Origin of the sequence: Sphingomonas montanisoli (assembly GCF_008274695.1) — a bacterium.
Lineage (GTDB): Bacteria > Pseudomonadota > Alphaproteobacteria > Sphingomonadales > Sphingomonadaceae > Rhizorhabdus > Rhizorhabdus montanisoli.
In genome coordinates this window covers 742,198-767,841 of record NZ_VTOU01000001.1, presented here as the reverse complement: position 1 = coordinate 767,841, position 25,644 = coordinate 742,198, and the positions used below count along the sequence as shown (strand labels likewise).

The window sequence follows — 25,644 nt, the reverse complement described above, 5'->3', positions numbered from 1 at the left end:
TGGGGGTGGAATGGCGGCCGACGATCGACGATACGCCCTGATCATCGGGGCCATGAAGAGCGGCACCACCGCCCTTTTCCACACGCTTTGCCAGCATCCCGCCATTGTCGGGTCGACCCCCAAGGAGCCATATTTCTTCGCGGATGAAGAGAAGTTTTGTCAGGGGCGTGCGGCGTATCACGCCCTGTTCGAACAGGGGGATGGCGCGATCTGGAAGCTCGACGCCTCCACCGACTATACCAAATATCCGTTTGTATCGGGCGTTGCGGACCGGATCGGACAGTATGACGCCGACGCCGATATCCGGATGATCTATATCATGCGCCATCCGGTGCGCCGAATGGAATCGCACGCGCGACATGCGCAACTGTTGCACAGCGAGTTCTTGGAGATTCGAAATGATCTCGACCACTGTCTGAGCAACGGACCCAGCCCTGTCTCGCTCGCCATCAGCCGATATGCGGACCAACTGGATCAGTTTGCGACATTTTTCAAACAGGACCGCATCCTGCTGTTGGCCAGTGAAGATCTTGCGGTGAATCGCCAGTCCGTGGCGGCCGAAGTCTTTGCGTTTTTGGGCCTTCCGTCGATCATAACGACACCGCCTGCGAAGGCCAACCGCGCCCGGGATCATTTGCGCCGCAACCCGATTTCGAACGGGCTGCGCGCAATACCCGGCCTACGCGCTGCTGCAACCAAACTCCTGCCTTCCGGCGTCCGGCGTCTTTTTGAGGCCGCGACGCACCGCGAGGTTCAGTTGCCCGGGCGCTTCAGATTTACGGAAGAAGAAGAAGCGGCGTTGATCGCCGCATTGCGCCCTGATCTCGTGCGGCTTCGCGATGAATATGGCTTTGATGCCAAGGAACGCTGGGGCATCGACATTGGCGATGCTCGATCAGCCTGACCGTCAAATCGGTCTGACGCCTTACTGATCAATATCGATTGAAGTCGGGTCGCAGACGGGCGCTGCGGCGTCTGCGCTGTGGCGTCCTCATCGCTGAAGATCAGCGCGATCGATAAGCGACTATCACAGGAGATCATCGATGACTGGATGTAGCGGGCCGCGCATGCGCGGCGCCGGGGGACGGGTGCTGCCCGAAGCACTGGCGACGGAGGCGTCGGCGGTGACGGCGGCCAAGGCGTATCTGCGGATCGAGGATGGGGCGAGCGACGCGCTGCTCGAAGGGCTGGCGGCGAGCGCGGTGGCCTTGTGCGAGGCGTTTACGCGGTCCGTGCTGATCGCGCGCGAGGTGAACGAATATCTGCCCGCCAGCAGCGCCTGGCAGCGGTTGGCGCGGACGCCGGTGCGCGGGATCGACCGGGTTGCGGCGGTGACGGTGGACGGGGCCGAGGCGGAACTGCCGGTTGCGGCCTTTGCGATCGACATCGGGGCGGATGGCGACGGCTGCCGACCCGCTTGATCTGGCGTTGCTCGAAAAGGCCGTTCTGATCCGCAAACACGTGCCGGACCTCATGCAAAAGGCTGCGATGATCTGGCCTGATTTGGAAGTGCGCGAGCGCAAGCAGCATGAGCGTGATCTAATCGAGGCACTGGAAAAACTCTCGGCATCCGGCGAGCAGTTGCAAACAGAACGGCGGAAGTCCCTGATCGACGATTTCAAGCGGCTAATCGCCCATGTAGGCGATCGTACGAGGCCAGCGGATTGAAGAAAGCCATTCCGCAGGCCGGAGTGGATTGCCGCGTCGCCTCATGGCTCCTCGCAACGGCGAGTGGAGATAAGCGCGAGGCCAGAGCCTCCTGAGATCCCGGCCTCCGCCGGGATGACGATAGTGGAGAAACCTATGACCACTTGGGCGAACCCCGAGGTGACGGCGCTTGCCTTTTGCTGGCGGATCGATCGCAGCGATGGGGTGACGGTGGGCTTTACGTCGGCGGATCGGGATTTGAGCGTGGGCGGCCTCGATTATCGGGCGCGGCCGGGGATGCTGCCGTCGGCGGTAAGGCTGTCGGAGACGTTCGATGTCGATACGCTCGATGTCAGCGGCGCGATCGACGATGCGGCGATATCGGCAGGGGATTTGGCAGCGGGGCGATGGGATGGGGCGCGGGTGAGGCTCTATGCGGTCGATCGCGGCCATCCCGACGACGCGCCGATGCTGATCGCGCGGGGAAGGCTGGGCGATGTCGAGCAGCAGGATCGCGGGTTCACCGCCGAGCTGCGCGGGGTGACGGCGGTGCTGGAACGGCCGGTGATCGAGCAGACGTCGCCCGAATGTCGCGCCGAACTGGGCGACCGGCGGTGTCGGGTGGCGATGGCGGGGCGGCGGCGCATGGTGCGCGTGGTCGAGGCGGTGGATGCGACCAATGTGCGGATCGATGGCGATGCGGGCGGCGCGGAGTTCGGGCGGATCGACTGGTTCACCGGCGCGAACAGCGGGCTGACCGCCAATGTGCGGACGGGGGCGGGCGATATGCTGTCGCTGTTCGAGGCGCCGGCCTTTGCGTTGGCGGTGGGGGACATGGGGGAATTGATCGAGGGGTGCGACAAGGGGTTTGCGACGTGTCGCGACCGCTTTGGCAATGCGGCGAACTTTCGCGGGGAGCCGCATTTGCCGGGGAATGATCTGCTGCTGCGCTATGCGCAGGGTTGATCCAGCTCACGCTGGATGCGGCACCGGCCCGCTCCCCCACCCGACCTCCCAGCGGCAGTATCTTATGGGAGGTTGGGTGGGGGAGCGGGCCGGTGCCGCCGCTGGATCGGCTTTGCCGATCCAGCCAGACGACGTGGTGGCGCGGGCGCGGGGGTGCGTCGGCGCGCCGTTTCGCGCGCAGGGGCGGAGCGTCGAGCATGGGCTCGACTGTGTGGGCCTGGCGCTGATCGCATTCGGGATCGAGGGACAAAGGCCGCGCTATGCGCTGCGCGGCGGAGAGGTGTCGGCGGTCATGGCCATGATCGCGGATGCCGGGTTGGTTGCGGTTGCCGTAGGCGGGGCGGCGGCTGGCGACCTGATGCTGCACAGGGCGGGGGCGCAGCATCTTCATCTGACGATCGCGACGGGGGACGGGTACGTCCATGCGTGCGGGCGGATCGGGCGGGTGGTCGAGGTGCGGGGGGAGGCGCCTTGGGTTGTCGTCGGTCGATGGCGATCCCCTGAGAAATCCTCCCCCGGCGGGGGAGGTGGCAGTCTGCAGGACTGACGGAGGGGTATTGGCCGGCAGCGATGCCCCCGCGGAGAGCTACCCCTCCACCGGCTGCGCCGGTCCCCCTCCCCTTCCAGGGGAGGATCTTTTTAGAAGGAAATAAGATGGCGACGTTGATCCTGACGGCGGTGGGGACGGCTGTGGGTGGGCCGATCGGGGCCGCCGTGGGGGCGTTGATCGGGCAGCAGATCGATAGCCGGGTGTTCGCGCCGAAAGGGCGGCAGGGGCCAAGGCTGGGTGAGCTGACCGTCCAGACGTCGAGCTATGGCGAGGCGATCCCGCGTGTGTTCGGGCGGATGCGCGTGGCGGGGACGGTGATCTGGGCGACCGATCTGCGCGAGACGCGATCGACATCAGGGGGTGGGAAGGGCTCGCCGAAAACGACGAGCTATGCCTATTCGGCGTCGTTCGCGGTGGCGCTGTCGGGGCGGGCGGTGCGCGGGGTCGGGCGGATCTGGGCGGACGGGAAGCTGCTGCGCGGGGAGGCGGGCGACTGGAAAAGCGGGGTGGGCGCGTTTCGGCTGCACGAGGGCGGCGAGCGGCAAGTGGCCGACCCGCTGATCGCCGCGATCGAGGGCGCGGAGGGGACGCCGGCCTATCGCGGGGTGGCCTATGCGGTGTTCGAGGATCTGCAACTGGCCGACTTCGGCAATCGGATACCGAGCCTGTCGTTCGAAGTAATCGCCGACGAGGGCGCGGTGCCGGTGGCGGCGATCGTGGGCGAACTGGGCGGGGCGGACGTGACGGCGAGCGGGGCGGCGAGCGTCGACGGCTATGCGGTGAGCGGCGACAGTGTACGCGGGGCGATCGAGGCGCTGATGCTGATCGAGCCGATGGGCGCACGCGATGATGGCGCGGTGCTGCGGCTGGATGCAGCGGGGGCGGCCCCTGTGACGATCGCTGCGGGCGATCTGGGCGCGAGCGGTGGGCAGCGGCGGATCGCGCGGCGCGAGGAGGCGGCGCAGGGGGCAGGCAAGCTGCCCGACGAGATCAGCATCACTTATTATGAGCCGGATCGCGACTGGCAGGCGGGCTTGCAGCGCGCGCGGCGGCGGGGTGGCGCGGTGCGCACCGATGCGCGCGAACTATCGGCGGCGATGGCGGCGGGGCAGGCGAAGGCGATCGCCGAACGCGAGCTGGGGCGGGTGTGGACCGAGCGGCGCGGGCTGAAGGTGATGCTGCCGTGGCGTTACCTGGACCTGCGGCCGGGGAGCCGGGTGACGATCGCGGGCGATCCGACATTGTGGCGGGTGAGCGAGTTCGCGGTCGAGGATATGCGGATCGAACTGGGGCTGCGCGCCGAGCGGATCGCGCCGCTGCTGCCGGTCACCGCCATGCGCCGGGCGAGCGCTTCGTCCTGATCGAGGAGGACGCACTGCTGCCCGTCCCGGTGGCGATGGCGGCGGTGGGGGCCGAGCTGAGGCTGGTCGCGACCGGGGTGGGCGATCCGGCGGACGGGAGCGAAGCCGCGATCGTCTTTCGCGGCCGATCGCTGCGCCCGCCTGCGCCAGTGCACTTGCGCGCGGGGCGTGACGGCGCGGGCGGTATCGTGATCAGCTGGATCAGACGCAGCCGGACCGGAGCACTGTGGGGCGACGGCAACACGCCGCTGGGCGAGGAGGGCGAGCGCTATCGCGTTACGATCGATGGCGCGCGGGCGATCGAAACCGGGGCACCGGCATTCACATACAGCACGGCAGATCAGGCGGCCGACGGCGTGACGATCGGCGACGCCATCGACATTCATGTCGTCCAGCTCGGCACGCTGGCCGCGAGCGAGCCGGCGCATATCAGCTTCACCATCTAAGGATCATCACGATGACCGATCTCAGTCCGCGCTTCGGATTCCCCTTCCTGCTCGCCAGCCAGGCACAGAAAGAGGTGCTGCACAACGAGGCGCTACAGGATGTGGATATGCTGCTGCATCCGGTGGTGCAGGCCGTGGGGACGAACACGCCACCCGCCGGCCCGGCCAACGGCCAGTGCTGGATCGTCGGCGATGCCGCGACCGGCGCCTGGGCGGGGCACGGCGGCGAGCTGGCCTGCCGTAGCGCCGGCGGATGGCGCTTCGTCGCGCCCCAGCCGGGGATGGCGGTGTGGAGCGTGGCGGACGCCGTGTGGGCCTATCGTGTCGACACGGACTGGGTGGTTGGAGAGTTTCCGGCCGCAAAGGTTGTCATTGGCGGAAATCCGGTCCTGGGCGCGCGGCGACCCGCAATCGCCAATCCGGTCGGGGGATCAGTCGTCGATATCCAGGCGCGCAGCGCAATCGTTGCCTTACTCGATGCTGCACGCGCGCACGGGCTGATTTCCGCATAGCGAGGCTAAAAAAACACACCCGAAAATTTTTGTGAAATCGACGCAACCCTTTCGTCGGACCGGCGTTTCCCGGGCTGTCTGTCGTCGCCAAGCAGAGGGGTGGGGCTCATCCTCCCTGAGATTGTGTCTTCGCAGCAACAGGTATGTGCGCGCTTGCATATATTTGGTTATTTGGTTTAGGTGAAAGACAGTTCCTTCCCGGAACGAATGGAAAGGGGAATACTATGCGCAAGCTTGCCTTGATGGCAGCGCTCGCCTCGACCGCGATGGCCGCTCCGGCCTTTGCCAAGGATAAAGCTTGGTACGTGGGCGTTGAAGGCGGTGGGATGATCCTGGAGGATCTTCAGTTCGACATCACGACCGGTGCGGTCCCGTCCAACGCGACGGCCGACAGCAAGGTCGGTTTCGACGTCGACGGCATCGTCGGTTACGACTTCGGCATGTTCCGCCTCGAAGGCGAAGCGGCTTACAAGCGCAACCGCGTCACCAACTATGAGACGACGGCTGCTCGTACTCCTGCAGCTGTCGGTGGCGTTGGTGCCCCGGCCGGCAACTATGTCGATGCTTCGGGCAAGAACAGCGCGCTCAGCTTCATGGTCAACGGCCTGCTCGACTTTGGCGCCGACGACGGCTTCCAGGGTTATGTCGGCGGTGGTGCCGGTGTCGCTCGCGTGAAGCTCTCGGGCTACAACGTCTCGGGTGCCGATTTCATCAACGACAGCGACTCGCGCTTCGCCTGGCAGGCGATTGCGGGCGTTCGTTACCCCGTGACCACCAACATCGACGTCGGTGTGAAGTATCGTTACTTTGTCGTCGACGACGTCAAGGTTCTCGACCGTCTGGGCGCGAGCTACGAGACCAAGTGGCGTTCGCACAGCGTTCTCGCCAGCTTGATCTACAACTTCGGCGAACCGGCAGCTCCGCCGCCGCCGCCGCCGCCTCCGCCCCCGCCGCCTCCCCCGCCGCCCCCGCCGCCGCCGCCGCCGGTGGTTGAGACGCCGGGTCCGTTCATCGTGTTCTTCGACTGGGATAAGTCGAACATCACGGCTGAAGCGGCGTCGATCCTCGACAATGCGGCTAATGCTTATGCCACCACGGGTCAGGCCCGCGTCCAGCTTGCCGGCCACGCCGACAAGTCGGGTAGCGACCAGTACAACGTGGGTCTCTCGCAGCGTCGTGCCGACTCTGTGAAGGCTTACCTGGTTGGTAAGGGCGTGCCGGAATCGGCTCTCGCGACCGAAGCGTTCGGCGAAAGCCGCCCGCTCGTCGAGACCGCCGATGGCGTCCGCGAACCGCAGAACCGTCGCGTGGAAATCACGTTCGGCGCCGGCATGTAATGCCGAGGTTGCCGGGCAACCGGCGACCGTTCGAGAATTGGGGGTCGACCTTCGGGTCGGCCCCTTTTTCTTTGTCTGTATTATGGGGGCGAGGTCGCCGGTGGCCGTCCGGGCCGTGCGTCAGCGAACCTTCAGGCCAATCTCGCTGAGCAACTGAGCCGCCTGTTCGCGTGAGATCGTGGCACCGCGAAAGCGCGATGCATCACCAAGGCTGATGCCGCCCAGATCGGCGCCCCGCAGATCGGCGCCTTCGAAGCGAGCGGTATCGACCAACGCCTCGCGCAGGCTGCAATCCTCGAACGATGCGTGGCGGAAGTCGCATTTGCGCAGGTCGGCCTGCGAGAAATCGACCCGCTTGAGACGCGCCTTGTGAAAGCTGCGCCCCACGAGCCTGGCGTTGATCAGCAAAGTCTCTTCGAAATGAAGGTCGATGGCTTTGACGTCGGACAGGTCGGCGCCGGTGAGCTTGCAGCCGACGAACCGCGCAGCCTCCAGCGTAGTGCGTCGCATCGACGAATTGTTGATGTCGCTGGCGGTGAACGACGCCTCGGAAAGGTCGCAGCCCGAGAAATTGACGAAGGCACCGCGGCAGGATCGCCAGATCGTGCGGTCGAGATGGGCCCCGGCGAAATCGGCGCGGCGCAGATTGCACTGTTCGAAGGTCCATCCGGACAGGTCGAGCCGCGCAAGATCAGCATCTTCGAGATCGCAGCCAATGAGCGTTTGCACGCCGCCGAACGATTGGAGGTCCGCGCGGGTCAGCGTCCGATCGCGGATAGACCTGTCGGCAAAGAGATCATCCATGCGATGACGCAACGACGATCAGAGCGTCCAGCGCTCGACATCGGGGCGCAGCACCTTCCCGCTCCACATGCCCTTGATGTCGGCGACGAGGCCGTTGGGTTCGACGAGGTCGTTGATCAGCGCGGGATCGAGCCCCTTATAGTCGGCGTGCGGCACCGCGCCCACGACGACGTCATAGCGGCCCGAGAGCGCGTCCGACGAAAGGCCGACGCCATATTCGTGGCGCGCCTCGACCGGATCGGCGAGCGGATCGTGGAGGGTGACACGGTGGCCGAGCCAGCGCAGGCGCTTGACCACGTCGAACACCTTCGAATTGCGCAGATCGGGCACGTCTTCCTTGAAGGTGACGCCCAGCATCAGGACCGATCCGATCTTGCTGTGCCGCTTGGTATGGATCGCGTCGGCGACCCAGCCGGCCATGCTGTCGTTGATCGAACGGCCCGCGAGGATGACGCGGGGGAGGTGGCCCACGCTCTGCGCGCAATGGCTGAGATAATAAGGATCGACGCCGATGCAGTGGCCGCCGACCAGGCCCGGCTGGAACTTGAGGAAGTTCCACTTGGTGCCCGCGGCCTCGAGCACGTCCCAGATCGAGATGTCGAGCCGGGCGAAGATCTGGGTGATCTCGTTCATGAAGGCGATGTTGATGTCGCGCTGGGCGTTCTCGATCACCTTGGCGGCTTCGGCGGCCTTGATCGATGCGGCGCGAAAGGCGCCCGCGCTCGTCACCTTGTCGTAGATCTGGGCGATCCGCTCGGTGATCTCGGGATTTTCGCCCGCCACGACCTTGATGATCCGATCGACCGTATGTTCGCGATCGCCCGGATTGATCCGCTCGGGCGAGTAACCCAGGAAGAAGTCGGTGCCGCGCTTGAGGCCCGATCTAGCCTCCAGTTCCGGCCCGCACATATCCTCGGTCACGCCCGGATAGACGGTGCTTTCATAGACGATGACGTGCGCGCGGCCGGGCTTGAGCAGGCTCGCGACGGTGCGGGTCGCCGACATGACGGGGCTGAGATCGGGGCGGTTGGCGTCGTCGACCGGGGTGGGGACGGTGACGATATAGACGTCGGCGTCGGCCGCTTCGGATGGATCGGCGGTGAGGACGAGCGACGAGGCGTCGAGCGCCTCCGCGTCGACTTCGCGGGTGCGGTCATGGCCCTTGTGGAGTTCGGCAATGCGGCCCTGATCGATGTCGAGCCCGATCGTGGGATAATGTTTGGCAAGCTGGACAGCGAGCGGCAGGCCGACATAGCCCAAACCCACCACGACGATCTTCTGATCCGCAACCGCCACGCCATTCCCCCAGCACGCTTTCGGAATTCCGGGACCGGAACCCCTCTCGATCCGTCACTGTTATACGCTATGACCCGAAAGCGGAATATCCGTGGGGACGGACCAAAGGAGAACAATATGCGTGTTTCCCGCCTTTCGATCGCTGCCGCTGCAATCCTGTGCATGAGCGTGCCCGCGGTCGCCCAGATGGATCACGGCAAAGGGCATGGCGCCGGGGGCCATGCGACGGCCGAGTTGAAGGACGCCAAGGGCATGGCGAAGGGCAAAGCGATGTTCATGGAGGGCAAGGACGGCCTGTCCGTGATGCTGAACGTCGAAGGCGTGACGCCGGGCGTTCACGCGGTTCACATCCACACGACCGGTGCCTGCACCGCCCCCGATTTCAAAAGCGCAGGCGGCCATTGGAATCCGATGTCGAAGCAGCACGGCAAGGATAATCCGGCCGGCGCGCATATGGGCGACATGCCGAATATGACGGTCGGCGCCGATGGCAAAGGCAGCTTCAAGACGGTGGTGCCGCACGGCATGCTGACCGGCGGCGATCATCCGCTGCTCGACACCGATGGTGCGGCGATCGTGGTTCATGCCGCAGCCGACGACTATAAGACCGACCCCACCGGCAATGCGGGCGATCGCCTCGCATGCGGGGTGGTGACGAAGTGAACCTATATCCTCCCCCGCGAGGGGGAGGATGAGAGGTTAGACGAGTGGGTAGCGCTCGACCGCCGTATAGGTCGAACCCTCCGACCCCAGGTGGCTTTCGTACAGGATGAAATGCTCGCACCGGCCCTCGACGGGGGCGGGGGTCAATTGCGCGGCCGGGATCGGGCCGGTCGGTGCTTGCCCGCGTGAAAAGCGGGCGATCGTGATGTGGGGAAGGTAAGCCCGCGTCTCGGGCTTCACGCCAGCGCGGGCGAGCGCGCGAAGCACGGCATCGTGGAGCGAGCGGACCTCGTCCTGCGGCGTGATGCCGACCCACAGGGAATCGATCCGGTCGCGCCGATCGAAGCTGCCGAGGCCGGCGAGCGTGAAGTTGACCGGCGGGTGGCGCACATTTCCCAGGGCGGCGGCGATATCCTCTGCCTGATGGCGATCGACATCGCCGATGAAGCTCAACGTCAGGTGCAGTTGCTCGTCATCCTGCCAGCGCGCGCCGGGGACGCCGCCCATCGCGTCGAGCAAAGCAGAGCGCATCGGAAAAGAGGGTTTGAGGGCTACGAAGAGGCGGAACATTGCTGGATCGTTTCTGTGGCGTGAGGATCGTGCATTCACCGCGCATTCAACGCGCCTCTGCTTGAAAAGGGAATGGTTTAGTCCGATATTCGGATCAACCGGCTTCGGGTCGTTTTGGCCCGCCGCTTTTTGGAGAGTGACTCATCATGGCAAACTGGTCTGACCCCCGGGCGACTGCCGCGCCCAGCGCGACGCGCGCTGGCGTTGGCGAGGCCGCTTTCGATGCAGGGCTGCGGTCCTACATGCTCTCGATCTACAACTATATGGCGTCGGGCGTGCTGCTGACGGGTATCGTTGCGCTGCTGTTCGCGCAGTCGGGCGCGGCGCTGCAGATCCTGGGCGGCCCGGGCATCCTGAAGTATCTCATCATGTTCTCGCCGCTGGCGTTCATCCTGGTGCTGAATTTCGGGCTCAACCGCCTGTCGACCTTCGCGACGCAGGCTTTGTTCTGGGCGTTTGCGGTGTCGATGGGCCTGTCGATGTCGTCGATCTTCCTCGTCTATACGGGCGCGTCGATTGCGACGACCTTCTTCGCGAGCGCGACCGCCTTCGCGGGCCTGAGCCTCTACGGCTACACCACGAAGCGTGATCTGGCGCCGTTCGGCACCTTCCTGATCATGGGTGTTGTCGGTCTGCTGGTCGCGATGCTGATCAACATCTTCCTGCAGTCGTCGATGATGCAGCTGGTGATCTCGGCGATCGGCGTACTGCTTTTCGCAGGCCTGACCGCCTATGACACGCAGAAGATCAAGAGCCTCTACTACCAGGTCGCCGGCACCGATTTCGTCGGCAAGTCGGTGGTGATGGGCGCGTTGACGCTCTATCTCGACTTCATCAACATGTTCACCTTCCTGCTGCAGTTCATGGGCGATCGCCGCTAAGAACACGAAGGAAACGAGAGCTTTAAGGGGCTCGGTGGTTCGCCACCGGGCCCTTTTTCTTTGCGCGCTGGATCAGCATGGCGAAGAGGAAACGCGCATTGCCGATCAGGTAGCGACCGGCCATCCGGCGCGGCTCGATCGAAAGCCGGAAAAGCCACTCCCCGTGTAGCTTTCGGATCCACAAGGGCGCGCGCGGCACGCGGCCGGCGGCGAAATCGATATAGGCGCCGATGCACAACGTGACGCCTGGCCAGCGCCTCGCATGGCGCGCGACGAACAGTTCCTGTAGGGGCTGGCCCATCCCCAGCAGGACATAATCGGCCTGCACCGCCGCCAGTCGATCGACAATGGCGGCATCATCGGTGAAGAAGCCGTCGCCGATCACGTTGAAGCGATGCTGCGGGAAGGCGGCGGCGAGACGGGCGACCGCCTGCTCCGCGATACCTGGCGCGGCCCCAAGCACTGCAATGGTGCGCGGTCGCGCGGCGGCGAGCAGCGCTGGTACGAAATCGGTGCCGTTGAGATTGGCGGGGAAGTGCGCGCCGTAGAGCAGCTTGCTGCCCAGATCGACACCGATCCCGTCGTTCAGCACCAGCATGTCCGACAGCGCCGCGCGGAAGGCGCGGTCGCGCGCGGCGAGGTTGACGCTGTGGGCGTTGGCGAAGCTGACCGCCCGCCGTTCACCCGCGCCTACCCAGCCTTCGAGCAAGGCGATCGCCGATCCCCGATCATGGACGGCGATCGCGACATCGCCGATCGTACGCGTCTCAGCCGGTGGCACCGATCGTCCGCTGATAGGCCGGGCGCGCGGTGATGCGATCGATATAGGCGGTCAGCTTCGGCCGATCGGCAATGCCCGGCGCGCCGAAGGTCTTGGCCCAGGCAAGCTCTGCGCCGACATAGACGTCCGCCGCGCTGAACTGATCGCCCAGCACCCACGGACCGGGATCGAGCATCACGTCCAGCGCACCGAGCACATCGTCCCAGTCACCCCAGCCGGCCATCATCTTGTTGACGGGCTCGCGCTTCATCATCACGTCGACCATCGCCGGCTCGAACGAACTCGCGCCGAATACCAGCCAGCGCAGCATCGTTCCGCGGCGTGGATCGCCGAGCGCGGGAGCGAGGCCGGCCGCCGGAAAAGCGTCAGCCAGATAGCCGATGATCGCCGCCGCTTCGGTGACGACCGTATCGTGATGGACGATCGTGGGGATCTTGCCCATCGGATTGATCTTCAGGAAATCGGGCTTGCGGTTCTCTCCGCTCTCGAAATCGATGTGGACGAGCTTGTAGGGCGCGCCCGCCTCCTCGAGCGCATAATGCGCCATCTGCGCGCGCGAGCGGGGATTATAATAGAGGGTAACGTCGTCGCTCATGACAGCTTCTCCATGAAGAAGGCGATCGTGCGATCCCAGGCGAGATTGGCGGCCTCCGCATTGTAGCGCGCCGCCGACGTGTCGTTGTGGAAGGCGTGCTGCGTGCCCGGATAATCGTAGCGCGTAACCTCGGCGCCCGCCGCTTTCAGCGCATCGACCCATGGGCCGGCGCCGGCATTCACGCGATCATCGGTGCCCGCATAGTGCAGCAGCGACGCGGCCTTGACCTTGGCAGCCTCCGATGGCGGCGGGGGCGGGCCGTAGAAAGCGCAGGCGGCGGCGAGCGTGGGCCCGCAGGCGACCGCGAGCCGATCCGCCATCGCGCCGCCCCAGCAGAAACCGACCACGCCGACCTTGCCGTTGAGCAATTTGTGCTTCGAAAGCCAGTCGACCGTCGCCACGCCGTCCGCGACGGTCGCCGGCATATCGAGCGCGCCGATCATCGTGCGGGCCTTGTCCTCATCGGCGGGCGTGCCGCCCTGCGGCGACAGGAAGTCGATCGCGACGCCCACGAAGCCGGCAACCGCGAGGCGGCGGGCGACATCCTTCGTATAAGCCTGAAGACCCCGGTTCTCGTGGACGACGAGGACGGCGGCGGGCTTCTTCGCATGCTTCTTCGGGATCGCCATGTAACCGGCGAGGGTGTGGCCATTCGCGCCCTTCCACCCGACCATTTTCGCGTCGAGGCGCTTGTCGTCCTCCGCGATCACGGCTGCCGCTGCTGGATCGGCGGCGATCGTCGCGATCAGCGCCTGCGCGGCGGCGGCGCTGCCGGCCAGCCTGGTCATCTGGCCCATGAAGGCGCGCCGATCGTGCTGGCCGTGGGTGAAACGGTCGTAGAGCGCGATTGCGCGGGCTTTCAGATCGTCATCCATGTCGTCCTCCTGTCGCCCCCCGGCTCCTGCGATTATTCGCCTTCTGCTGCCGGCGGCGGTACGGCGGGTGCCGGCGTAGCAATCGGCGGTGGCACGACCAGCGGCGCTTCGACACTGTTGACCGTAACCTCTTCGGGCGCCGGCGCGGCTTCCTGCTTCGGCAGCTCGATAGCCTTTCCGCCATCGCGCGGCATACCCGACGCATCGCCCGTGCTGGCGTCGATCGCGGTGATCTCGGCCGATCGATCTTCGGGCAGCCCGGCAATGTCGACGATCTGCGGATCGGTGGGCGTGTCCGGGTTGACCGGATTGACCTCGGCCTTCTTCTCGCAGCCCGCGAGCGCCAGCGCCGCGAAGGCGATCAGAACGACACGCTTCATGCGTCAGAGCCCATGATACTGGCGATACCATTCGACGAAGCGCGGCACGCCCACATCGATGCTGGTCGACGGCTGATAGCCCAGATCGCGCTGGATCGCGCTGATGTCGGCGAAAGTGTCGCGCACGTCGCCCGGCTGCATACCCTGCAACTCGCGGATCGCTTTCTTGCCGCACGCCGCCTCGACCAGATCGATCATGTGGCTGAGTTCTTCGGAACGGTGGTTGCCGATATTATAAACCGCGTGCGGGCTCTTGCTGCCGCCCGCCTTCTCGGCGCCGTCATCGGCCGGGGGCGTGTCCGAACAGGCGATCACGCCGCTGACGATATCGTCGATATAGGTGAAGTCGCGGCGCATATTGCCTTCGCCGAACACCTGGATCGGGCGGCCTTCGAAGATCGCCTTGGTGAACAGCCACATCGCCATGTCGGGGCGACCCCACGGGCCATAGACGGTGAAGAAGCGCAAGCCGGTGAGCGGCAGGCGATAGAGGTGGGCGTAGGTCTCGCTGATCAGCTCGTCCGACTTCTTGGTCGCGGCATAGAGCGACAGCGGATGATCGACCCGGTCCTCGACGCGGAAGGGCAGGGTGTCGTTGCCGCCATAGACCGAACTCGACGATGCATAGGCCATGTGCGCGACCTTCCGGTGGCGCGCGATCTCGAGCATGTTGAGGTGCCCGACCAGGTTGGACTGGATGTAGGCGCGCGGATTCTCGATTGAGTAACGCACGCCCGCCTGCGCGCCGAGATGGATGATCTTGTCGAACTCCAGCCCGCCCAAAGCACGTTCGAGCGCCTCATGGTCGGCAAAGTCGACCTCGACGAAACGGAAGTCGCCGCCCTGTTCCATGGCGTGTTCCTGAAGCTTCGCGATGCGCGCGCGCTTGAGCGTGGGATCGTAATAATCGTTGACGCTGTCGATGCCGATCACGTCGGTGCCGCGCGCCAGAAGCCGCGTCGCGCAACTATATCCGATGAAGCCCGCCGCGCCCGTGATCAATACCGTCATCGTCCGCCCTTTTCCGTGTCGACGACAGACCTAGCCCAGCCTCATCGCATCGTCGAGGCTTGGCGCATCGTTGAGGCTTCCATCCGCGCGCACTCCGCGCTAGGGGAGCGCTCCGCCAGCGTAAGCGTCGGCTGCTGGGGCGTCGCCAAGCGGTAAGGCAGCGGCTTTTGGTGCCGCCATTCCCAGGTTCGAATCCTGGCGCCCCAGCCAACCGAGTCCTCAAGATTCGACGTCTTTGGCGCCAAGAGGCCGGTTGAAGTCGGTCAACACGATAAGTGTCGCGACAGGCGCGCTGCGACCGCGTTGTTGACGGTCTGCGGAGCCAGTCGCAAAAGAACGTGCTGGCTCACTATTCCTGCTCACTCTTCAATATGATGGCCCGCACGTGCTCCACGTGGTTTCGGGCAGCGCTTTCTGCGCAGTTCGCATTGCCCGAAACGATGGCGTCGCGAATGGCGCGATAGTCGGTCATCCGCAGTTGCTGCAACTTTGGCGACTGAAACTGCGAATAAATGATGTGCATCCCAATAGCTGGGAAAAGCCGTTCCAATTCGCGGTTGCCGCCGATCGAGAGGATCACGCGATAAAATTGTCGGCGGGCCCGGCTGAAATGTCCGGGGCCGGAGTCGGTGTCGACATTCTCGAGGGCGGCCATCGCAGTATCAAGTGCCAACTGATCCTGGGCGGCATCGAAGGCCCGCGCCGCAGCGTGCGCCGCAAGGCCGGTCAGGGCGGCCGCAACATCCAGGATCTCAAGTGTCTCTTTGAGGTCAATGCATCGGATCGCGGGAGATTTGTTGCGACTGGGATCGATCACGCCTCGCACGGCAAGGCGCTGAATTGCTTCGCGCACGGCGTTACGGCCGACGTTGAAGCGTTTGGCCAGATCCGTCTCGATCAATCGCTGTCCGGGCACCATGCGGCGCGCTTCCAGATCTTCCATTATGCCGAGATACACCCGCTGCGACGCCCCTAGATGCGTGGCATCCGACGCATCGTTCAGATCAAAATCCTCGGCCATCGCACCTTCACCGCCCCATCGACATCAAGCCGCATCTCGGCCTGTTGATTGTTCTACAATCTTGTTCCATCATATTTAGAGAATCAAGTGGGAGATGCAGAGTGAGCGAAGGGCCTTGGGACCTCTCCGGTCGCATCGCGTTGGTAACGGGGGCGTCGAGCGGGCTTGGCGCCCACTTTGCTAAGGTGCTCTCTCGCGCCGGCGCCGATGTTGTCCTTGCGGCGCGGCGAGAGCGACAACTTGCTGATGTGGCAGCAGATATCGCGGCTGCCGGAGGACGTTGCTCCACCGTGTCTCTCGACGTGACCAGCGAGGCGAGCATTGATGCGTTAGGCGATCGTCTCGGGATGATTGACATCCTGGTCAACAATGCAGGCCTTGTTCGTGAAGCGCCGGCGCTGGAGCAGTCTGCGGACGACTGGGACATCGTTCTGGACACGAATGTAAAGGGCATGTTCTTATTGACGAAAGCGGTCGCGCGAGCGCGACGATCGGAAGGCGCTGGAGCGTCGGTAATCAATATCGCCTCGATACTGGGACTGCGACAGGGTGGCGGCGTGCTGCCCTATGCCGTTTCAAAAGCTGCGGTAATTCAGTTGACGAAGACCTTAGGCCTTGAACTTGCTCGCTTCGACATTCGTGTCAACGCAATCGCCCCAGGTTATCTCGATACGGATCTCAATCGCAGCTTCTGGGAAAGCGACGCCGGAGCGGCGATGGTGAAACGAATACCACAGCGGCGCCTGGGCCAACTCGATGAACTCGATGGGCCGCTGCTCCTGTTGGCGTCAGACGCCTCACGATACATGACCGGTTCGGTAATCACCGTCGATGGCGGTCATCTCCTGAGCACATTGTAGGGGCGGGTGATGGCACAAAAGATATTTTCCGATGCGACGCAGGCGCTAGCAGGTCTTCTGTTCGACGGCATGACGATCGCTGCGGGCGGCTTTGGCCTCTGCGGTATTCCAGAAACCCTGATCGCGGCGATCCGCGAGAGCGGCGTCAAGGATTTGGAGATCATTTCAAACAACGCCGGCGTCGACGATTTCGGCTTGGGAATTTTGCTGCGGACCCGGCAGGTAAAGCGGATGATTTCCTCTTATGTTGGAGAGAATAAGGAATTCGAGCGGCAGTATCTTAGCGGTGAACTTGAGCTTGAATTCAATCCTCAGGGAACACTCGCAGAACGTATCCGCGCGGGCGGGGCCGGGATCGCCGGCTTCTACACACGAACGGGCGTCGGCACTATGGTGGCCGACGGAAAAGAAGAAAAGGTTTTCAAGGGCGAACGCTATATCTTGGAAACTGGCCTGACCGCCGATCTTGCGATCGTGAAGGCGTGGCGTGGCGATACGTTTGGCAATCTCGTTTATCGAAAAACCGCGCGAAACTTCAACCCAATGGTCGCCACATGCAGCCGGATGACGGTCGCTGAGGTAGAGCAGATCGTTCCGGGTGACGAGATCGAGCCGGATCACATTCATACGCCCGGTATCTTCGTGCAGCGGATGCTTGTCGCCGAGCATAACGAGAAGCGCATCGAGAAGCGCATTTTGCGCCAGGAGGCCGGATATGGGGTGGACGCGTAATCAAATGGCCGCCCGCGCAGCCAAGGAGTTGCGCGACGGTTTCTACGTCAACCTCGGCATTGGCATTCCGACACTCGTCGCCGACGCTGTACCCGCGGGCATCGATGTCACGCTTCAATCCGAGAATGGCATGCTGGGCTTGGGTCCTTATCCCACCGAGGACCAGGTGGACGCCGATGTGATCAACGCGGGCAAAGAGACGATCACCGAACTGCCCGGCACCAGTTATGTCTCTTCAGCCGACAGCTTCGGAATGATCCGCGGTGGCCATATGGACCTTTCGGTGTTGGGGGCGATGGAGGTCGCCGAGAACGGCGATATCGCGAACTGGATGATACCCGGCAAGATGGTGAAGGGCATGGGCGGCGCAATGGATCTCGTCGCTGGCGTGCGCAAAATCATCGTCGTGATGGATCATGTCTCGCGTGATGGCAGTGCCAAGTTCCGCGCGGCCTGCACGCTGCCACTGACCGGATCAAATGTGGTCGACATGATCGTGACCGACCTCGCGGTGTTCTGCCGCGACGATCGCGCGAGCCCGTTCCGTCTGATCGAAGTCGCCCCGGGCGTCGACCGCGCCCAAATCCGCGCGTCGACCGAAGCTCATTACGAGGAATGAAGATGTCTGAGACACAGCAGAACCCTGCGCTCGCGCGCGAGATCGCGGCGCGTGTAGAGGCGTTTGTTCGGAATGTCGTTGCGCTCTATGAGCATGATGCGCGCTTAGGCAGCCATGGGCCTTCAGAGGACCTCGTCACGGAATTGCGGACAAAGGCAAAGGCGGCGGGTGTTCTGACACCCCATATCCTGCCCGACGGCTCGCATCTCAGCCAGCGTGACACCGCAGCCGTTCTGAAAGCGTCGGGCCTTTCGCCCCTGGGGCCTGTGGCCGTCAACACGATGGCGCCAGACGAAGGCAATATGTATCTGATCGGCAAGGTCGGCTCGCCTGATCTGAAAGCCCGCTTTCTTGCTGCGCTCGTATCTGGCGATGCGCGTTCGGCCTTTTTCATGACCGAGCCCGCAGATGAGGGGGGCGCCGGCTCCGATCCATCGATGATGAAAACCACCGCGGTCAGGGACGGGGATCATTGGGTGGTCAACGGCCGGAAAGCGTTCATCACGGGTGCGCAGGGGGCCAAGGTAGGTATTGTCATGGCTAAGTCCGATGACGGCGCCTGCATGTTCCTCGTCGAGCTGCCCGATCCCGCGATCCGGATCGATCGCGTGCTCGATACCATCGACAGTTCGATGCCCGGTGGGCACTCGGTCGTCACGATCGACGATCTGCGCATACCAGCCGATCAAATGCTCGGGCAAAGTGGCGAAGGTTTCAAATACGCGCAGATTCGATTGTCACCCGCGCGGCTTTCACATTGCATGCGTTGGTATGGCAGTGCTGCACGCGCCCATGAAATTGCCTCCAATTATGCTTTCAGGCGCGAAGCCTTCGGCCGCAAGCTGATAGATCACGAGGGCGTTGGTTTCATGCTCGCGGAAAACATGATCGACCTTAAGCAGGCCGAACTCATGATCGACTGGTGCGCCGATGTGCTTGATACCGGTTCGTTGGGCACGGTCGAAAGCTCGATGACGAAAGTCGCGGTGTCAGAGGCGCTGATGCGGGTCGCGGACCGCTGCGTACAGGTCATGGGCGGAACGGGCGTTTCAGGCGACACAGTTGTCGAGCAAGTCTATCGCGAGATCCGTGCCTTCCGCATCTACGATGGCCCGACCGAAGTTCATAAATGGTCACTGGCGAAGAAGATCAAGCGCGACCAAGCGATGGTGCAGTCCGTATGAGCGCGGGCAGCAGTCAGAATGACAATAGCGGCACCACCTCGGTCCGCGAGGGCTTCGCCTTCGATGAGGTGAAGCTCAGCCGTTGGATGGCCGACCATGTCCCGGGCTTCTCCGGGCCTTTGACCGTTGAGCAATTCAAAGGAGGTCAGTCCAATCCGACCTACAAGCTCGTGACGCCTTCAAAAGCCTATGTTCTGCGCCGCAAGCCGCCGGGGCAGTTGTTGAAGGGTGCGCATGCCATCGAGCGTGAAGCGCGGGTGCTGACCGGGCTGGAGAAAGCAGCGTTTCCGGTGGCGCATGTGCACGCACTATGCACCGACGATAGCGTGATAGGCACTTGGTTCTACATCATGGATTTGGTGGAGGGCCGCATCTTCTGGGATGCGGCTATTCCTGAAGTCTCGCGTGAGGAGCGACCTGCCTTTTTCGACGCGATGAACACCACCATGGCGGCGCTGCACAATATCGATCCTGTCTCTGTCGGCCTTGGTGATTATGGAAAGCCAGGAAATTATTTTGAACGGCAGATCGGACGCTGGTCGCAACAATATCTCGATGATCTTGAAGCGGGGCGCAACGTCGATATGGACGCCGTAATCGACTGGCTGCGGGCAAACATTCCGCCTGGCGACGAAACTGCCATCGTTCATGGTGATTTCCGTATCGACAACATGATCTTTCACCCCACAAAACCTCAGGTCCTGGCGGTGCTTGACTGGGAACTGTCTACCCTGGGACACCCTCTCGCTGATTTCGCTTATCATGCAATGATGTACCACATACCGCCGCACATTGTGGCGGGGCTCGTAGGGGCCGATCTCGAGGCGCTCAATATTCCTAGCGAACGGGATTATATCGCGTCCTACTGCGCACGGACCGGGCGCAGCGGCATTCCAGCCTATCGCTTTTACATCGCATTCAATCTTTTCCGCCTCGCTGCAATCTTCCACGGCATAAAGGGGAGGGTGATTCGGGGGACGGCATCGTCGGCGCAAGCCGCCGTTCGCGCACAACTGTTCCCAGAACTGGCATCCATCGCGAAGCGGCTGATCGGCTAATCGCCTGGCCGGTACCCGTTCCTCACACTATTCAGTACCGACCACGCCTATGCGTGTCCCAAGCCTGGCGAATTGTTGAAATTCCACTGCCGGTATCGTGAAATGATGACGTCGGTTCTGATTTTTTGTTCTTCACGTGCTCTATCGGTGCTGACTGGTGCGCGACGCCGGTCGCCAGATGCTTTTCACGTGATCTCGATTGCTGGCGTGCATTCGTTCAACGCCGGGTTCATCTTTCACGGTCGTTTGGGGGCGGCGTCGATCCGATCTTCCGCCTGGCGATTGCTCAGGCGCGGGAGCCACAAACGAGCTCTTAATAAGCCGGCAAAGCGCCTATACCTTGCCTCTCCGCAAACCTGGAAAGCGCTGCCAATGTCCGACGACACGATCATCCAGACGCCGGATGGACCGATGACCTGGGCGGAATGGAAAAAGAAGAACCCCGTTCAAGTGCCGTCGCGACGGACGAAGGGCAAGGATCTGCCCAACAAGATCAAGCGGCGCACCAACGACTGACGCCGCTCCCGCGTCGTCACGCAACCGAAAAGGGCGTCGTTTCGCGATAGCGTTCGTCGTTCGCGTCGAAGTCCGGTAGCGGCTGGAAGGTTCTTGCGACCACTTCTGCGATATGGAGTCCGGCCAGCTTGAAGGTGCCGAGCTTGACCTCCCCAGGCTCCCGCCCCTCGCGCTCGACCGCGACGGCATCGACAAACAGCTCACCGTGGCGCGTGTAGAGGATGTGGGGGGCGAGTTTCATGCGGGTGCGATTGTAGGTCGCGTCAAGGCAGCGCCTTAGTGCGATCGCTTCGAGAACCAGCCTGCTGTCAGTCACTCGGCGCATTTGCGCTGAGTAGGCACGGCACGCAACAAAATTGTGCATCGCAGCATGTCTGGCCTGGCCATTGGCGAGGGGCGTTGGTTTTCGAGATTGGCGGGCACTCGGGCCGATTTCGTGCATTGAAGCGCCGATGAACGAACTATGTCGCCTCCCTGTCGTCAGGTCGAGAACCGCTCTGGCCTTGGCCACCATCCTGTTCCTGACCGGCTGCAACCAGGCACCCCAAGATCCAGGCCCGCCGGAGATCAGCGAGGAAGAGCGTGCAACGGGTGCCGAGCAACACCAGCAATTGCTCGCCTCGATGGGGGGCGAGTATCGCGGCGACGCTAAGAATTATGTCCAATCGGTCGGCGCGAGCGTCGCCGATGCCGCTGGTTTGGGCGGGCAGTGTCATTTTACCTTGGTCAACAGCGACGTGGTCAACGCCTTCGCGGTGCCCGGCTGCTATATTTATGTGACCCGTGGGCTGATGGCCGTGGTCACCAGCGAAGCGGAACTCGCTTCGGTGCTAGGCCATGAAGTGGGGCATATCGTAGCACAGCACAGCGCCCGACAGCAGGAACGGTCGCTATGGAGCATGCTCGGCGTCCTCGCGGTCAGTCTGACCGGGTCTGAGCGGCTGACGCGGATCGCTGGGCAGGCGGTTTCCTTGTTCGGGCTCCGCTATTCGCGCGAGCAGGAATATCAGGCCGACGATCTTGGCATCCGCTATGTCAGCACGGCCGGCTACGATCCTTTCGCCGCTGCCGACATGCTGGGCGCGCTGGGGCGACAGGAACGCTTCGTCAAGGAAACCGGCGGTCAGGATGCTGCACGCAGCCTGCCCGAGTGGGCCAGCAGTCATCCCTTGCCCGCCAATCGGGTCGAACGCGCAATCCAGGCTGCTGAAGATACCGGAATCGCCGAAGACGCGCGCGGAGAGAAGGAGGCAGTATATCTGGCGAAGATCGATGGCCTGCTGTTCGGTGACGACCCGAAACAGGGATTCGTCATCGGTCGTCGTTTTGCCCATCCCATCATGCGGATCGGTTTCGAAGCGCCGCCGGGCTTCACGCTCGCAAACAGCCCCGAAGCGATCGGCATCACCGGCCCGGGCGATATCAGGGGCGAGTTCGGCGGCGGCCAGCTTCGGGGCGGAGACCTTGACGCCTATATGCGCGGCCTGATCGGCGAACTGGTGGACGGCGCGCCCACCCAAGCGGATCTCGCGCGAAGCCCGATCAACGGCCTGCCGGCCCGGATTGCGCAATTGCGCGTGGAGGGCCCCGATGGCGGAGCGCATCTGCTGGTCGCCGCTTATGACGGAGGCGGAGGTCGCGCCTTCCATTTCGTGATCGCGACCCCGCCCAGGCAGGGCCGAGCAGCGATAGACCAGTTGTTCGCATCGTTTCACTTGCTCGGCCCGGGCGAAGTCGCGGCCCTGCGCCCGCGCATGATCAAGGTGGTCACCGCCGGCGCGCTCGCCAGTGCCGATAGCCTGTCCCGGCAGATGGCCGATCGCAACGGCCGCGCATTGTTCACAGCGCTCAATGGCGATGCGACCGTCAAAGCGGGGACGCAGTATAAACTCGTACGATACCGCAACCCCGGCACCAACTGAGGTCCAGCGCGTAATCGGGGGGGGAGGGGAGAGTCGGAAGCGGAACCGATGCCTTATCTCTGCGATGCTGCGCAATTCCATCTATGCAGAAGCGCAGCGCTACCATGCTGGATTAATTCGCTGCGCATCGGCAACTGATCGCCCTCACCTTGCTCGCAAGGCGCGTTGGATAGGATTGGACGCCGATATGGATCTGGGCTTGCCGGAAGAGAGCCTCGCGCTCGAAGATATGTTCAAGCGGCTGTTCGAGACGGAGTCCTCGCCCGCGCATGTCCGCGCGGCGGAAGCGGATCATCACGGATTCGATCGCGCGCTATGGCGCACGCTGGCCGAACTGGGCGTGCCGCTGATGCGCGTGCCGGCAGCGCGCGGGGGCAGCGAACTGGGCCTGCTCGATGCGACCATTTTGATGGAGGAGGCCGGGCGCCGGCTGGCGTCGGTGCCGATTGCCGAGGCGCTCATTGCGGCAAGCCTGATCGCCCGCAGTACCGCAACGGAGGCTGATGCCTGGCTCGAGGCGATCGGTAGCGGGGACAAGTTCGCGTCGATCGCGCTGGCGCCGATCGGCATTGGTGCGCAGATGGTCGCAGGCGCGGCCGTCGCCGATGCGGTCGTCGCGCTCGATGGCGAACGCTTGTTTCTCTGCCCGCAGGCCACACGGCCCCAGGCGCTGCAAATGGTAGCCGACAACGCGACGGCCTGGTTCGAACCGCAGGGGGAGCGCGTGCTCCTGCTGGAAGGCGCCGCCGCCGTCGCGGCTTTCCACGCCGCGGTCGAGGAATGGAAGCTGCTGTCCGCCGCCGCCTTGATCGGCCTTTCGGAACAGGCGCTGACGATGGCTGCCGAATATGCGTCCGAACGCACCGCCTTCGGACAGGTCATCGGCACCTTCCAGGGGCTGTCACATCCTTTGGCGGACTGCGTCGTCGATGTGGACGGCGCACGCATGTTCCTGCGCTGGATCTTCACGGCGCTCGCCCATGGCGATCCGGTCGAAGCGGGGGCGGGTATCGATCAATTGTGGTGGTTCGTGAACAAGGCGGCGACGCGCACCGTCGCGCATTCGCTCCACGTTTTTGGCGGTTACGGCCTGTCGAACGAATATGACATCCAGCTTTATCATCGCCGCGCAAAGTCGCTGGGGCTGATGCTCGGCGATCCGGAACTGGCGCTCGAACGCGCGGGACGGCGGCTTTATCTCGGTGAGCCGGCCTTTCTTCCCAATCCGGGCGCCGTCACGCTCGATTTCGCGCCGTCCGCCGATGCCCGGGCTTTGGCCGATGAGACCCGCGCCAAGTTCGAAGCGCTCCTGACCCCCGAACTGCGCGCCAAGGCGCATCACAGCTTCGAGGGGCATGACTGGGGCGTCAGCAAGGCGATGGGCGAGGCGGGGCTGCTGTTCCCGGCATGGCCCAAGCGCTGGGGCGGACGCGAAGCTTCTGCCGAGGCGGCGCGCGCTGCGCTCGACGTGTGGGAAACCATGCCCTGGACGATCAATCCGCAAGGGACGAGCAATCTCGTTGGCCAGATCATCCAGGCCTTCGGCACCGATCAGCTGAAAGAGGAGGTGCTGCCGCGTCTGGGGCGCGGCGAAATTACCGCAGCGCTCGGCTATACCGAACCTTCGGGCGGATCCGACGTGTTTGGCGCGAAGACCAGGGCGGAGCGCGACGGCGACGGCTGGATCATCAACGGGCAGAAGATGTTCACGAGCGGAGCCGAATGGGCATCCTATGCGCTGCTGATCACTCGCACCGATCCCGATCTGCCCAAGCATAAGGGCACGACGCTGTTTCTCGTGCCGCTCGACGGGGAGGGGGTCGAGATCCACCCGATCTTCACCTTCATGGACGAACGCACCAACGCGACCTTCTACAGCGACGTGCGCATCGCTGATCATTATCGGCTCGGTGACGTCAATGGTGGGGTAAAGGTGCTCGCGGCGGCGCTCCAGATGGAGCAAGGCGGCACGTCCTATTATCACAATCAGCGCAACATGGCGGAGAAGGCAATTGCCTGGGCGCGTGGCGCAATGCGCGGCGGCCGCCCTGCGATCGAGGACAATCGCGTCCTCGCCCGGATCGCACGGACGCATGCGAATGCAAGGATCGGGGAGTCGCTGGGCGCCCGCACCGCGTGGGTTGCGTCACGGAAGCTTCCCGACCATGCATATGGCCCCGCCGCCAAGATCTTCATCACGGAAACGTTCATCACCGATTCCGCCGACCTGATGGATTTGGCCGCCCCGGCGTCGCTCGTGCGGGGCCGCGAGGGACTTGGCGTGATCGAGGAAAGCTACCGCCACTCGACGGCGACCACGATCTACGCGGGAACCAGCGAGGTGCTGCGCAGCATGGTGGGCGAACGCCGCCTCGGCCTCCCGCGAAGCCGGGCTTAAGGCCGCCGCGAGCGAGCAGATACGCGCAAAGATGCTACCGTTCGCGAGTGGGAGATGGCGCGGAGCGCTTGCCCTTCGTTCGACTGGTGAGATGGAAATGCCTGCACCGGTCGCATCGGTAAGGCATCAGCGTAATATCGGCCGCTCGGGCGGCGGAGATCGCGTCGACCTCCGATCGGAAACGTCGTTTCCTCATACAAATGCTGAGCCTTGTACGCACGTGCGGCCCGCTTCGCTCAGCGCCCGTGCAGTCTTGCCAGCGCAATGCCCGCAAGGTTCTGCGTTCGTTTCACGTGCCGTATGCGCACGCGGCCCGCAGGCTGCGGCAGCGCGCGAAAGACCCGCAGGTGATGCACATAGGCGGGAGGGCAGCGAACGGATCCATTGGCCTGTGCGATCACCGCGACTGCGTCGCCGATCAACACCGGATCCGTCAGGTCGTTCTGATGGGCGAGACGCATGGCTTCTATCAGCGCCAGCCATTCTGCGTCCATGCCCGTTCCCGGACCCAGATCGCGTTTTATGGTACTGCGCCCGGCGATGACGACCGCCAACTCCATGCCCACCGGGTGAGGCCTGCATCCGCCGTCAAAGAAAATCTTCATCGCATGCACCATTCTCGTCCAACATTTATGTCATAGCAGCCGCCACGCACAGGC

At 63.7% G+C, this 25,644-nt stretch carries 30 protein-coding genes and 1 tRNA gene; 20 read left to right on the top strand and 11 right to left on the bottom strand.

The window, feature by feature from the left end; genetic code table 11:
* The first annotated feature begins 10 nt into the window (after positions 1 to 10).
* The 9 genes from FYJ91_RS03865 (at position 11) to FYJ91_RS03830 (ending at position 6,819) form a co-directional block, all read left to right on the top strand.
* Positions 11 to 904, top strand: a complete 894-nt coding sequence (locus tag FYJ91_RS03865; protein ID WP_149520937.1) for a sulfotransferase domain-containing protein — start codon at positions 11 to 13, stop codon at positions 902 to 904.
* 139 nt (positions 905 to 1,043) lie between these two features.
* Positions 1,044 to 1,421 carry a head-tail connector protein gene (locus tag FYJ91_RS03860; protein WP_149520936.1) on the top strand — a complete coding sequence of 126 codons (378 nt, stop codon included), beginning with the start codon at positions 1,044 to 1,046 and terminating at the stop codon, positions 1,419 to 1,421.
* Entirely contained in the window at positions 1,396 to 1,668 is a 273-nt protein-coding gene (locus FYJ91_RS03855) for a hypothetical protein (protein WP_149520935.1), read from the top strand. The genes FYJ91_RS03860 and FYJ91_RS03855 overlap by 26 nt, the downstream gene beginning before the upstream one ends.
* Positions 1,669 to 1,803: 135 nt before the next feature.
* Positions 1,804 to 2,613 (top strand): DUF2163 domain-containing protein, encoded by an 810-nt coding sequence (locus tag FYJ91_RS03850; RefSeq protein ID WP_246152405.1) that lies wholly within the window; start codon positions 1,804 to 1,806, stop codon positions 2,611 to 2,613.
* Positions 2,614 to 2,689: 76 nt separating this feature from the next.
* On the top strand, positions 2,690 to 3,160 hold the full coding sequence (locus FYJ91_RS03845) for a peptidoglycan endopeptidase (RefSeq protein WP_246152403.1): 471 nt from the start codon (positions 2,690 to 2,692) through the stop codon (positions 3,158 to 3,160).
* A 107-nt stretch (positions 3,161 to 3,267) separates the two neighbouring features.
* On the top strand, positions 3,268 to 4,524 hold the full coding sequence (locus FYJ91_RS03840; RefSeq protein WP_246152402.1) for a phage tail protein: 1,257 nt from the start codon (positions 3,268 to 3,270) through the stop codon (positions 4,522 to 4,524).
* Positions 4,525 to 4,568: 44 nt separating this feature from the next.
* The gene (locus FYJ91_RS20860; protein ID WP_246152399.1) at positions 4,569 to 4,970 is read left to right on the top strand and encodes a hypothetical protein; all 402 of its coding nucleotides are present in this window, start codon (positions 4,569 to 4,571) and stop codon (positions 4,968 to 4,970) included.
* 11 nt (positions 4,971 to 4,981) lie between these two features.
* Positions 4,982 to 5,482 carry a DUF2793 domain-containing protein gene (locus tag FYJ91_RS03835; RefSeq protein ID WP_149520933.1) on the top strand — a complete coding sequence of 167 codons (501 nt, stop codon included), beginning with the start codon at positions 4,982 to 4,984 and terminating at the stop codon, positions 5,480 to 5,482.
* A 224-nt stretch (positions 5,483 to 5,706) separates the two neighbouring features.
* Positions 5,707 to 6,819 (top strand): OmpA family protein, encoded by a 1,113-nt coding sequence (locus tag FYJ91_RS03830; protein ID WP_149520932.1) that lies wholly within the window; start codon positions 5,707 to 5,709, stop codon positions 6,817 to 6,819.
* A 120-nt stretch (positions 6,820 to 6,939) separates the two neighbouring features.
* Here FYJ91_RS03830 and FYJ91_RS03825 read toward each other — a convergent pair whose 3' ends face one another.
* Together FYJ91_RS03825 and FYJ91_RS03820 are read right to left on the bottom strand one after the other, a co-directional pair.
* Positions 6,940 to 7,623 (bottom strand): pentapeptide repeat-containing protein, encoded by a 684-nt coding sequence (locus FYJ91_RS03825; protein WP_149520931.1) that lies wholly within the window; start codon positions 7,621 to 7,623, stop codon positions 6,940 to 6,942.
* Between the two features lie 18 nt (positions 7,624 to 7,641).
* On the bottom strand, positions 7,642 to 8,919 hold the full coding sequence (locus FYJ91_RS03820; protein ID WP_149520930.1) for a nucleotide sugar dehydrogenase: 1,278 nt from the start codon (positions 8,917 to 8,919) through the stop codon (positions 7,642 to 7,644).
* A 117-nt stretch (positions 8,920 to 9,036) separates the two neighbouring features.
* Here FYJ91_RS03820 and FYJ91_RS03815 point away from each other — a divergent pair, with 117 nt between their 5' ends.
* Complete coding sequence (locus FYJ91_RS03815) at positions 9,037 to 9,582, top strand: superoxide dismutase family protein (protein ID WP_246152397.1); 546 nt, start codon at positions 9,037 to 9,039, stop codon at positions 9,580 to 9,582.
* A 36-nt stretch (positions 9,583 to 9,618) separates the two neighbouring features.
* On the opposite strand, the gene thpR is transcribed toward FYJ91_RS03815, so the two are convergent.
* Positions 9,619 to 10,152 (bottom strand): RNA 2',3'-cyclic phosphodiesterase, encoded by a 534-nt coding sequence (gene thpR / locus FYJ91_RS03810; protein ID WP_149520929.1) that lies wholly within the window; start codon positions 10,150 to 10,152, stop codon positions 9,619 to 9,621.
* Between the two features lie 146 nt (positions 10,153 to 10,298).
* Here thpR and FYJ91_RS03805 point away from each other — a divergent pair, with 146 nt between their 5' ends.
* Positions 10,299 to 11,033: a Bax inhibitor-1/YccA family protein gene (locus tag FYJ91_RS03805; RefSeq protein ID WP_149520928.1), complete on the top strand. Its 735-nt coding sequence runs from the start codon at positions 10,299 to 10,301 to the stop codon at positions 11,031 to 11,033.
* Between the two features lie 22 nt (positions 11,034 to 11,055).
* On the opposite strand, the gene FYJ91_RS03800 is transcribed toward FYJ91_RS03805, so the two are convergent.
* From FYJ91_RS03800 to FYJ91_RS03780, 5 genes are read right to left on the bottom strand one after another with little or no spacing between them, the layout of a single operon-like run.
* Positions 11,056 to 11,814: a WecB/TagA/CpsF family glycosyltransferase gene (locus FYJ91_RS03800; RefSeq protein WP_149520927.1), complete on the bottom strand. Its 759-nt coding sequence runs from the start codon at positions 11,812 to 11,814 to the stop codon at positions 11,056 to 11,058.
* Positions 11,801 to 12,409: a glutathione S-transferase family protein gene (locus FYJ91_RS03795; protein WP_149520926.1), complete on the bottom strand. Its 609-nt coding sequence runs from the start codon at positions 12,407 to 12,409 to the stop codon at positions 11,801 to 11,803. Before FYJ91_RS03795 ends, FYJ91_RS03800 begins: the two co-directional genes overlap by 14 nt.
* Positions 12,406 to 13,284, bottom strand: a complete 879-nt coding sequence (locus tag FYJ91_RS03790) for a dienelactone hydrolase family protein (protein ID WP_149520925.1) — start codon at positions 13,282 to 13,284, stop codon at positions 12,406 to 12,408. The genes FYJ91_RS03795 and FYJ91_RS03790 overlap by 4 nt, the downstream gene beginning before the upstream one ends.
* Positions 13,285 to 13,316: 32 nt before the next feature.
* The gene (locus FYJ91_RS03785) at positions 13,317 to 13,664 is read right to left on the bottom strand and encodes a hypothetical protein (protein ID WP_149520924.1); all 348 of its coding nucleotides are present in this window, start codon (positions 13,662 to 13,664) and stop codon (positions 13,317 to 13,319) included.
* Positions 13,665 to 13,667: 3 nt separating this feature from the next.
* Positions 13,668 to 14,675, bottom strand: a complete 1,008-nt coding sequence (locus FYJ91_RS03780; RefSeq protein WP_149520923.1) for an SDR family NAD(P)-dependent oxidoreductase — start codon at positions 14,673 to 14,675, stop codon at positions 13,668 to 13,670.
* Positions 14,676 to 14,810: 135 nt separating this feature from the next.
* On the opposite strand from FYJ91_RS03780, the gene FYJ91_RS03775 reads away from it, so the two are divergent.
* A tRNA-Gln gene (locus tag FYJ91_RS03775) sits at positions 14,811 to 14,885 on the top strand.
* 139 nt (positions 14,886 to 15,024) lie between these two features.
* On the opposite strand, the gene FYJ91_RS03770 is transcribed toward FYJ91_RS03775, so the two are convergent.
* A complete protein-coding gene (locus tag FYJ91_RS03770) occupies positions 15,025 to 15,696 on the bottom strand; it encodes a GntR family transcriptional regulator (protein ID WP_149520922.1) in 672 nt (223 codons plus the stop codon).
* A gap of 101 nt (positions 15,697 to 15,797) precedes the next feature.
* Between FYJ91_RS03770 and FYJ91_RS03765 the strand changes: the two genes are divergently transcribed.
* From FYJ91_RS03765 to FYJ91_RS20500, 6 genes are all read left to right on the top strand, one after another.
* Positions 15,798 to 16,556 carry an SDR family NAD(P)-dependent oxidoreductase gene (locus FYJ91_RS03765; protein ID WP_149520921.1) on the top strand — a complete coding sequence of 253 codons (759 nt, stop codon included), beginning with the start codon at positions 15,798 to 15,800 and terminating at the stop codon, positions 16,554 to 16,556.
* A gap of 9 nt (positions 16,557 to 16,565) precedes the next feature.
* Positions 16,566 to 17,288 (top strand): CoA transferase subunit A, encoded by a 723-nt coding sequence (locus tag FYJ91_RS03760; protein ID WP_149520920.1) that lies wholly within the window; start codon positions 16,566 to 16,568, stop codon positions 17,286 to 17,288.
* Positions 17,272 to 17,907, top strand: a complete 636-nt coding sequence (locus FYJ91_RS03755; protein WP_149520919.1) for a 3-oxoacid CoA-transferase subunit B — start codon at positions 17,272 to 17,274, stop codon at positions 17,905 to 17,907. Before FYJ91_RS03760 ends, FYJ91_RS03755 begins: the two co-directional genes overlap by 17 nt.
* A gap of 2 nt (positions 17,908 to 17,909) precedes the next feature.
* Positions 17,910 to 19,091, top strand: a complete 1,182-nt coding sequence (locus FYJ91_RS03750) for an acyl-CoA dehydrogenase family protein (protein WP_149520918.1) — start codon at positions 17,910 to 17,912, stop codon at positions 19,089 to 19,091.
* A complete protein-coding gene (locus tag FYJ91_RS03745; RefSeq protein ID WP_149521320.1) occupies positions 19,088 to 20,149 on the top strand; it encodes a phosphotransferase in 1,062 nt (353 codons plus the stop codon). Before FYJ91_RS03750 ends, FYJ91_RS03745 begins: the two co-directional genes overlap by 4 nt.
* 372 nt (positions 20,150 to 20,521) lie before the next feature.
* Positions 20,522 to 20,665 carry a hypothetical protein gene (locus tag FYJ91_RS20500; RefSeq protein ID WP_181008328.1) on the top strand — a complete coding sequence of 48 codons (144 nt, stop codon included), beginning with the start codon at positions 20,522 to 20,524 and terminating at the stop codon, positions 20,663 to 20,665.
* A gap of 16 nt (positions 20,666 to 20,681) precedes the next feature.
* On the opposite strand, the gene FYJ91_RS03740 is transcribed toward FYJ91_RS20500, so the two are convergent.
* Complete coding sequence (locus FYJ91_RS03740) at positions 20,682 to 20,981, bottom strand: hypothetical protein (protein ID WP_425473971.1); 300 nt, start codon at positions 20,979 to 20,981, stop codon at positions 20,682 to 20,684.
* Between the two features lie 187 nt (positions 20,982 to 21,168).
* On the opposite strand from FYJ91_RS03740, the gene FYJ91_RS03735 reads away from it, so the two are divergent.
* Together FYJ91_RS03735 and FYJ91_RS03730 are read left to right on the top strand one after the other, a co-directional pair.
* Complete coding sequence (locus tag FYJ91_RS03735) at positions 21,169 to 22,587, top strand: M48 family metalloprotease (protein WP_181008327.1); 1,419 nt, start codon at positions 21,169 to 21,171, stop codon at positions 22,585 to 22,587.
* A 175-nt stretch (positions 22,588 to 22,762) separates the two neighbouring features.
* Complete coding sequence (locus FYJ91_RS03730; protein ID WP_181008326.1) at positions 22,763 to 24,985, top strand: acyl-CoA dehydrogenase family protein; 2,223 nt, start codon at positions 22,763 to 22,765, stop codon at positions 24,983 to 24,985.
* Positions 24,986 to 25,221: 236 nt separating this feature from the next.
* On the opposite strand, the gene FYJ91_RS03725 is transcribed toward FYJ91_RS03730, so the two are convergent.
* A complete protein-coding gene (locus FYJ91_RS03725; RefSeq protein WP_246152394.1) occupies positions 25,222 to 25,590 on the bottom strand; it encodes a reverse transcriptase-like protein in 369 nt (122 codons plus the stop codon).
* Positions 25,591 to 25,644: the final 54 nt, after the last annotated feature.